The organism is Actinomyces timonensis DSM 23838 (assembly GCF_000295095.1).
Taxonomy (GTDB): domain Bacteria; phylum Actinomycetota; class Actinomycetes; order Actinomycetales; family Actinomycetaceae; genus Actinomyces; species Actinomyces timonensis.
In genome coordinates this window covers 1,326,210-1,334,429 of the sequence record NZ_JH806632.1, presented here as the reverse complement: position 1 = coordinate 1,334,429, position 8,220 = coordinate 1,326,210, and the positions used below count along the sequence as shown (strand labels likewise).

At 68.4% G+C, this 8,220-nt stretch carries 10 protein-coding genes; 6 read left to right on the top strand and 4 right to left on the bottom strand.

Going from position 1 to position 8,220, the window contains the following annotated elements; translation table 11 throughout:
* The first annotated feature begins 283 nt into the window (after positions 1–283).
* Entirely contained in the window at positions 284–547 is a 264-nt protein-coding gene (locus A1QA_RS0105945; RefSeq protein ID WP_017178006.1) for an Rv0909 family putative TA system antitoxin, read from the top strand.
* A 151-nt stretch (positions 548–698) separates the two neighbouring features.
* On the opposite strand, the gene A1QA_RS0105940 is transcribed toward A1QA_RS0105945, so the two are convergent.
* The 4 genes from A1QA_RS0105940 to A1QA_RS0105925 form a co-directional block, all read right to left on the bottom strand.
* Positions 699–1,994 carry an ABC transporter permease gene (locus A1QA_RS0105940; protein ID WP_017178005.1) on the bottom strand — a complete coding sequence of 432 codons (1,296 nt, stop codon included), beginning with the start codon at positions 1,992–1,994 and terminating at the stop codon, positions 699–701.
* On the bottom strand, positions 1,984–2,682 hold the full coding sequence (locus A1QA_RS0105935) for an ABC transporter ATP-binding protein (RefSeq protein WP_026048739.1): 699 nt from the start codon (positions 2,680–2,682) through the stop codon (positions 1,984–1,986). The genes A1QA_RS0105940 and A1QA_RS0105935 overlap by 11 nt, the downstream gene beginning before the upstream one ends.
* Positions 2,679–3,866 (bottom strand): efflux RND transporter periplasmic adaptor subunit, encoded by a 1,188-nt coding sequence (locus A1QA_RS0105930; protein WP_017178003.1) that lies wholly within the window; start codon positions 3,864–3,866, stop codon positions 2,679–2,681. Before A1QA_RS0105930 ends, A1QA_RS0105935 begins: the two co-directional genes overlap by 4 nt.
* Before the next feature lie 107 nt (positions 3,867–3,973).
* On the bottom strand, positions 3,974–4,456 hold the full coding sequence (locus A1QA_RS0105925) for a hypothetical protein (RefSeq protein ID WP_017178002.1): 483 nt from the start codon (positions 4,454–4,456) through the stop codon (positions 3,974–3,976).
* A gap of 280 nt (positions 4,457–4,736) precedes the next feature.
* Here A1QA_RS0105925 and A1QA_RS0105920 point away from each other — a divergent pair, with 280 nt between their 5' ends.
* The 5 genes from A1QA_RS0105920 (at position 4,737) to A1QA_RS15320 (ending at position 8,087) form a co-directional block, all read left to right on the top strand.
* Positions 4,737–5,396: a response regulator transcription factor gene (locus tag A1QA_RS0105920; RefSeq protein ID WP_017178001.1), complete on the top strand. Its 660-nt coding sequence runs from the start codon at positions 4,737–4,739 to the stop codon at positions 5,394–5,396.
* Positions 5,393–6,637, top strand: coding sequence for a sensor histidine kinase (locus tag A1QA_RS0105915; RefSeq protein WP_043508014.1), 1,245 nt, complete (start codon positions 5,393–5,395; stop codon positions 6,635–6,637). The genes A1QA_RS0105920 and A1QA_RS0105915 overlap by 4 nt, the downstream gene beginning before the upstream one ends.
* Positions 6,638–6,761: 124 nt before the next feature.
* Positions 6,762–7,601: an IS3 family transposase gene (locus A1QA_RS15330; RefSeq protein WP_017177999.1), complete on the top strand. Its 840-nt coding sequence runs from the start codon at positions 6,762–6,764 to the stop codon at positions 7,599–7,601.
* Positions 7,558–7,818: a DDE-type integrase/transposase/recombinase gene (locus A1QA_RS15325; RefSeq protein ID WP_082181134.1), complete on the top strand. Its 261-nt coding sequence runs from the start codon at positions 7,558–7,560 to the stop codon at positions 7,816–7,818. Before A1QA_RS15330 ends, A1QA_RS15325 begins: the two co-directional genes overlap by 44 nt.
* Positions 7,803–8,087 carry an integrase core domain-containing protein gene (locus A1QA_RS15320; RefSeq protein ID WP_017177998.1) on the top strand — a complete coding sequence of 95 codons (285 nt, stop codon included), beginning with the start codon at positions 7,803–7,805 and terminating at the stop codon, positions 8,085–8,087. Before A1QA_RS15325 ends, A1QA_RS15320 begins: the two co-directional genes overlap by 16 nt.
* Positions 8,088–8,220: the final 133 nt, after the last annotated feature.

Genomic DNA, 8,220 nt, shown 5'->3' with positions numbered 1-8,220 from the left:
GGGTCGTGTCAACCCGACGCCACCCAATCTTGAGTCTGACTGGCTCAACCTTGTAGGTACGTCGTCCATTCCGCCAGCAGCAAGTGACCTGTGGCACATGCAGATGGCTCAGGCCAGCTAACACCCCAGCGCACGCCCGTCGTCCTGAGCACTGCGGACACGTCCAGCAGGGCTATCCCGCCTCCCCGTCCGACACCGAGCGACAGGCTCTCGACAAATGGGAGACGGCTCTGCGCAACAGGCTGTCGTCCGACGGCTGCCCAGCCAACAGAAAGAGGCACCTATGGGACTCGACGACCTGGCCAAGAAGGCCGATGACGCTCTGGGCTCCGACAAGATCGAGAAGATCAGTGGCAAGGCACACGATGCCGCAGCCACAGTAGCAAAGAAGGCCGGTGACGCCCTGAGCTCGGAGAAGGTCGAGAAGATCAGCGACAAGGCGCTCGACGCTGCCGCCACAGCAGCCAAGAAGGTGACCGGCGGCAAGTACGACGCCAAGATCGACTCCGCCCGCGACGCGGTCGACGGCAAGCTCGGCTCGGACTGATCCGGCTGCAGGCTTCCGCCTGTGGCCAGCAGCCTCGGCCTTGCGGCCACGGGAGCAGCCAGAGGGTCCCGCACTGCTGAGTGCGGGACCCTCTGGTGTATGGCCGGGCCGGGACCCCTCATTTCCCGGCCCGAGCCCCCCTGAGCCCAGGCTACTGGGCGTTGAGCGCAGCCGTCGGAGGAGTACGTGAGGCCCGTACAGCCGGGTACACCCCAGCCAGGGCGCCGATCACGATAGTGACTCCTAGGCCGCCAGCCACTGCGACCACTGGCAGGGAGAAGGGCCAGCCGTTCGCGGCCGCCATCGCCCCTGTCACCCCGATGCCGATCACGCACCCCAGCACACCACCCAGGGTGGACAGCAGCAGCGCCTCGGTCATGAACTGCACGAGGATATGGCCCCGCATAGCCCCCAGGGAGCGTCTCAGCCCGATCTCACGACGGCGCTCCAGCACCGAGATGATCATGGTGTTGGCCACCCCGATACCGCCGACAAGCAGGGCGATCGAGCCCACCCCCAGCAGCAGGCTGGTGAAAGCCTTGCCCGCCGCGTTCTTGGCCTCCAGCGCGTCCGAGGGGCGCGAGACCTTGACCTCGTTAGGCGCCTGAGGGGAGATCGAGGGTGCCAGCAGCTCGCGCACCTGGGAGACCGCCGGGTCCTGGCTGCGGGTGTACACCGTGGTCGGCTTGGCGTCGTGCCCCAGCTCGCTGGAGGCGACCTCCTGACCGATAAGCGCGGCGGTGTCGAGCTCAGGGGCCAGGACCACCGGCTTGAGGATGCCGACCACCGTGAACCACCGGCCACCAAGCCACACCTTGGTGCCTGGGGTGACGACACCCAGACGCTGAGCCGCCGTATGGCCCAGGACCGTGGCCGGGTACTTGCTGGTGGCCTCGTTGAGCCAGGTGCCCCGGTCGATCTCGCCCGCCACGACGTCTAGCAGCGAGCGGTCCGCAGCCATGGTGCTGATACCACCCGAGGCGTTCTTGTCAATGAGCGGGCTGCGGTAGACCAGCGCGTCCTTGATCAGCCCGGTGCTCGACGCGCTCTGGACGCGCTCGATGCGGCGGACCTTGCCGACCGTGTCCTCCGGCAGGGAGGAGGACCTGCCGAACAGGTCCTGCCCGGCTGAGGCCGTCAGCAGGTTGGTCCCCAGCGCGTCAAGCTGGGCGGAAAGCTGGGCGCGGCTGGACGCGGAGATACCGACCACCGCGATCATGGCGGCGATACCGATAGCGATCCCCAGGGCCGACAGCGCAGCACGGGTAGGACGGGCCTTGATCCCGGTGCCCCCCAGCCGCAGCACGTCCGAGAGGCGCAGCCGCGAGCGCTGGAGCGGTGCGCCTGAGCCTGCGGGACGGCCTGTCCCGTAGGGGCGGCTGGTCTTCTGGGTCCCGGCTGCCGGGACGTGGTCAGGCCTGGTCGTAGACGTCGCCTCAGACGGCATACGTGACCTCCTTACGGCTGGAGTCCCCCACTATGCGGCCGTCACGGATGGCGATCTGCCGGGGCAGCTGGGCGGCCAGCTCGTTGTCGTGGGTGATGACGATAATGGTGGTCCCCTGGGCGTGGAGCTCGTCGAGGAGCTCGACGATCGAGGCCCCGGAGGCCGAGTCGAGGTTCCCCGTGGGCTCGTCGGCCAGCAGCAGCGGCGGCTCGCCCACGACGGCGCGGGCGATAGCCACCCGCTGCCGCTCCCCACCACTCATCTGGTGGGGGCGGTGGTCGAGGCGGTGGGCCAGGCCCACTCGCTCCAGGGCGGCCCGGGCGCGCCGTCGCCGCTCGGAGCGGGGGACGCCGCTGTAGAGGAGCCCGTCTGCCACGTTGTCTACCGCGTTGACCCCGTCAGCCAGGTGGAACTGCTGGAAGACAAAGCCGATACGGCTGGCGCGCAGGGCCGAGAGCTTGGAGTCGGACAGCGAGCCGACGTCGACGCCGTCGATCTCGACCGTGCCCGAGCTGGGGCGGTCCAGGGTGCCGATCAGGTTCAGGAGCGTGGACTTGCCCGAGCCTGAGGGGCCGACGATGGCGACGAACTCTCCCTGGTCCACCTCTAGGCTCACGCCCGCGCAGGCGGCCACGGGGGGCTCGCCGTAGGTGCGGCGCACGTCTCTGAGAGACAGGATGCGGCTCATGTCTGCGGCACCACCACTCGCTGCCCCTCGGAGATACCCTCCCCGGAGATCTCGACGCGCCCGGCGGCAAACAGGCCGGTGGTCACAGGCACCTTGCGGGTGGTGCCGTCAGACTCGACGATCTCGACACCGTACTCGTTGGGACCCAGGGCCAGCAGCGCACCCACCGGCACCGACAGGACGCCCTCACGCTTCTCGCTGGGCAGGGCCACCGTGACGGAGATCTCCTGGAAGTTGGTGGTTGCCGAGGCGTCGTCAAGGGTGACGGTGACCGGGATGACTCGCTCCTTGGTCTCGCTGCCACCTGCACCCGCCCCCGAGCTAGAGGTCTTCTCCGTGGGGGTGCCCACCGAGGTGATGGTGCCGGTGGTGGTCTTGGAGTCCGGCAGCGAGATGGTCACGGCGGTGCCGACAACAGCCAGCTTCTGGTCGGAGAGCTTGACGTGGGCGTCCACCACCTGGGTGGTGGAGGTGACGTCGTAGAGCTCTGCCTCGGGGCTGACCCGGTCCCCCAGACGGGCGCTGACTGTCCCGACGCGCAGGTCCTTGGGGCTGAAGACTATCCGTCCCAGGGGGATGGTCCCGGTCTGGGACAGCCCGACGGCCTTCTGCCACTTAAGGATGGCGCTGGTGGTGGCCCAGGTGAAGCGGTCGTCCGGCTCGTAGCTGAAGTAGCCCAGCTCCTTCAGGGCCGTCTCCAGCTGGCGGATGTCCTCGCCGTTGTCCATGCCAGGCTCAAAGCTGCGCCAGGCGGGCAGTGAGCCGTGCATGAGGTAGGCGGTCTCGGTTCCCGTGCGGTAGAGGACGTCGCCCTGGGTCAGCACGGTACCGGAGTCCGGCACCTGGATGAGTATGCCCTCAAAGCCAGCCTTGAGCTTGTGCGGCTCGGAGTAGCGCAGGGTACCGGTCACCGAGGTCTCCCCCTGAAGATCACCCTTGGTGATGGTGTCGGTGGCGCCGGTAAAGGTCGAGGTCTTCGGGCTGTCATCCTTGGCGGCGAAGGCACCTGACTTGAAGGCGAAGGCGCCCGCTCCCGCACCCACGGCCAGGGTGGCGACAGCGCCTACGGTCAGGAAGGTTCGACGCCGAAGGCTGTGCCCCGGCTCCCTGTCCAGGGAGTCAGAGCTTCCGGCCGGAGAGGCCCCGCCGCTGCGCGGGCGGGCCGTGGTCTCATTCATGTACATACCTGTCTGAGTTGATAGTGGTGAACTGGTCCGTGTCGTAATGACGTGCGTCTGTGGGGGCGTCGTGGCTCAAGGTCATGCCCCGGTCACGCCCCCGCCAGGCTGGGCTACTTGTTGCCCCCCAGGCTGGAGAAGCACTTGTCCATGACATCCTTGGGGATCTCGCCGTTGAGCTGGAGCCCCTTCTCGGGCGAGGGGTCAGGCACGTCGTAGCCCTCAGCGCGCAGGCACTGAGCGGCCTTGACCAGGTCCTGCTGGACATCAGGCTTGGAGAGGTCCTCGACACCCGGGGCGGGACCGACCTCCTTGACGCACTGGTTACCAATCCTGGTGGCCTCCTCCGTCTGGGGGAACTGGACGCTGCCCTGGGAGTCGGGGTCAGAGACGTCAACCCCCTTGTCCCGCATGCACTTGACCATCCTGAGCAGGTACTCCTCGTTGCTTCCTGGCGAGGCGCTCTGGGAGGAGGACGCCTGCTGGCCAGCGCTGTTGGAGGAGGACTTGTCACTGCATCCTGCCGTCACGCCGACAGCGCAGGCCGCACAGGCCAGGAGCGCGACGGTCCGGAGGGTGAAGCTTGTCTTGTGCATGTTGTTCCTTTCAGTTCCGGCCAGCTTGCGCATGGCCAGGGGCAGACGGACGACCAGTGCCAGCAGAGTCGGCACGGACCGGCCGGGGCGCGGTGCAGCACCTCGCGACGCCCTAAGCCAACCCGGGGCGACGTTGCGAGACCCTTCAAGAATTCGCTTATCTGTCGTTAACACGGCCCCTGGTTGGATAGTCGCGTTGTATGAGGCCGCCCGGCGCCCCCGCAGTCAGCACAGGGGATGCACAGGGCACTGGAGGACCACGAGCAAGGAGTACAACGCGATGCGCGTTCTGGTCGTAGAGGATGAGGAGTACCTGGCTGAGGCCATCGCCACAGGGCTGCGGCGCGAGGCCATGGCCGTCGACGTCGTCGGTGACGGGGCTAGCGCCCTGGCGCAGGTGGAGTCCAACGACTATGACGTCCTTGTCCTGGACCGGGACCTGCCGGTGGTCCACGGCGACGAGGTCTGCCGCCAGGTGGTTGCCAGGCACCCGAGCACCCGGGTCCTCATGCTTACGGCCTCACGGACGCTGAACGCCCGCGTGGGGGGCTTTGAGCTGGGTGCGGACGACTACCTGACCAAGCCCTTCGAGTTTCCGGAGCTGGTGGCCCGGCTGCGAGCACTGGGACGGCGCAGCCAGCCGGCACGTACCCCGGTCCTTGAGGCCCACGGGGTACGCCTGGACCCCTTCCGCCGGGAGGTCTACCGCGAGGGGCGCTTTATCCGTCTGAGCCCCAAGGAGTTCGCGGTCCTCCAGGTCCTCATGGAGGCTGAGGGCGGGGTCATCAGTGCGGAGCGGCTGCTGGAGAAGGCGTGGGACGCCAACGCCGACCCCTTCACCAACTCCACCCGGGTGACAATCTCGCACCTGCGCCGCAAGCTGGGCGAGCCCTGGGTCATCCAGACGGTCCCCGGTGCCGGCTACCGGTTCAGCGCATGAGCGGCCCTCTCACGTCCCGCCCTCAGGGCGTGGGCCCGGCTGACCCGCCGTCTGCCACCGACCACTCCCGTCAGGAGCGGCTTGACCGCCCGCGGCACCTGAGCATCAGGGCCCGGCTGACCGCGACCTACGCAGGCCTGGTGACCCTCTCGGGGACGATCCTTATCGTCCTGGTCTATGTCTACACCCGCTATATCACGCTCTCCATTGACTTCGGCCAGCCGCAGAGCGACTTCCAGACCAGCTCCACCACCCCGCTGGCCGCCCAGGTCGACACGAACCTGTTCGACCTGCTCGGTACGATCCTGCGCTCCGCCGTAGGGGTGCTCATCATGCTGGCACTGGTCTCCGGGACGGTCGGCTGGGTGCTGGCAGGGCGGATACTGCGACCGCTGTCGTCCATGAACACCGCTGCTAAGCGGGCCGCCTCAGGAGACCTCAGCCAGCGGCTGGTCCTGTCCGGGCCGCGTGACGAGATCCACGACCTGGCAGACACCTTTGACACCATGCTGGCCTCCCTGGAGCGGTCCTTCTCCGTGCACCAGCGCTTCGCGGCCAACGCCTCCCACGAGCTGCGCACCCCCCTGGCCACCGTGCAGACCATGATCGACGTCGCCCTGTCCGACCCGCAGGCCTCCGCCGAGGACCTCCGCAAGGTACTGACCCGGGTCCTGGAGACCAACCGCGCCAACCAGGAGACCATTGACGCCCTGCTGGACCTGGCCGACGCCCAGTCCGGCAGGCTGGCCCACGAGAGCGTGGACATGGAGGCCACGGTCCGTGACGCCCTGGCACTCATCGCGCCGGAGGTCACCGAGCGGGGCCTGCACGTCTCCACCCACCTGCGGCCCGTCCGTGTTCCGGGTGATCCGGTGCTGCTGCGCCAGAGCGTGTCCAACCTGCTGGGTAACGCAGCCCGCTACAACGTCGAGGGCGGCAGGATCACGGTCGGCTTGTCACACCTGGCCGACGGCGTACGGCTGACGGTCCGCAACGACGGGCCGGTAGTACCTGCCGAGCAGGTGGAGTCCCTGCGCGAGCCTTTTGTCCGTAGCGAGGGCCGGGGGCGGACCAGGGGCACCGGGCACGGGCTGGGGCTGGCGATCGTGACCGCCGTCGCCACCGCCCACGGTGGGGCCCTGCACCTGAACGCCAACCCTACCGGCGGGCTGACTGCTGTCCTGGAGCTGCCGGTAGAGGAGGCCGCAGGCGACGTGCCCGCACCAGGTACCAAAGACTGACGGTCGCCGGCCCAAGGGGTGGCGACCGTCAGAGGTATGTTGCGCCTCGGGTTTGATGGAGGCAGTGATGCAAGGGGGAAAGGAATCACTGTCATGGGGCAGAGGAAGTATCCGATCGAGCTTCGTGGATCGTGCCACGAGGCTGGCTCGGCAGGCTCTGGCGGATCCTGAGCGCGCCAGGGGCGCGATCAAGAGGGTCGCCGATGAGCTGGGCGTCCATCCCGAGGCGCCGCGCACGTGGGTGCGGACCGCTCAGGTCGATGCTGGGGGGCGGCCTGGGACCACCACGGCCGATGCTCAGCGCATCAAGGACCTGGAGCGCGAGGTGCGCGAGCTGAGGCGGGCCAACGAGATCCTGCGCAAGGCGAGCGCGTATTTCGCCCAGGCGGAGCCCGGGCCGCCGGTAGCAGACCTCGTGGGATTCATCGAGGACAACAAGGGGGGGCTCGGGGCCCGGACCGATCTGCCGGGTCCTGACGGACTCGGGCCGCCAGGATCGCCCCGTCCACCTGGCTGCGCCGCCAGAAGCCGGCCCCCGTCAGCCAGATCGGTGCGCGACGAGGCCCTCAAGGCCGAGATCACCAGGGTCCACCAGGCCAATTACGGGGTCTTGGGGGCCCGCAAGATCCACGTCATGCTCAACCGTCCCGAGCGCGCTGCCGAGCACGGCCTGGGGCATATCGCCCGGTGCACCACCGAGCGGGTGATGAGGATCCTGGGCATCCAGGGCGCGCGCCGCGCCCGCAAGCCCAGCACCACGATCTCGGCGCCCCGCCAGGAGTGCCCCGCCGACCTCGTGGAGCGCCGTTTCGAGGCCAGCGCTGCGAACCGCCTGTGGGTCGCGGACATTCCCCCACTTCGTGGGAGGTACCCCCTCCTATGTGCGCACCCTGGAGGGGTGGGTGTGCACGGCGTTCGTGATGGATGTCTTCTCGCGGCGGATCGTGGGCTGGCAGACCAGTGACAGCCTCAAGACCGATCTGGCGCTCGACGCCCTGGAGATGGCCGTCTACCAGCGCAAACGTGATGGCATGGATCTGAGTGGGCTCATCGACCACTGCGACCGGGGTGTGCAGTACCGCGCCGTGCGCTACGGGGCCGCGCTGGACGACTGCCAGGCGGTGGCCTCGGTGGAATCCAAGGGGGGGACTCCTACGACAACGCCATGGCCGAGGCCCTGAACTGCCTGTACAAGGCCGAGCTGGTCAGGCCCCACGGGCTGTTCAGAAACCTTCAGGACGTCGAGATCGCCACCGCGCGGTGGGCGCACTGGTACAACACGGCCCGGCCCCACTCGGCGATCTCCATGCAGACGCCCGTCGAGCACGAGGCCGCCTGGGCCCTCCAGGCCCCCACCACCGACACTGACGCCGACGCCGGCGCCGGACTCGCCGAGTCGGCGCCACCAGACCCCGGACAGCGCCAACCCGCGCTAGCCGGAACCAGATAAACAAGCCTCCACAAAACCCGGGGCTTGACAGCTGCTGCTGTCCTGGCTCACTTGGAGTCCTCGTCGTCGACGATCTCAGCGTCCACGATGTCGTCCTCCGCGGCGGGGGCCTCCTGGGGAGCAGCCTCCCCCG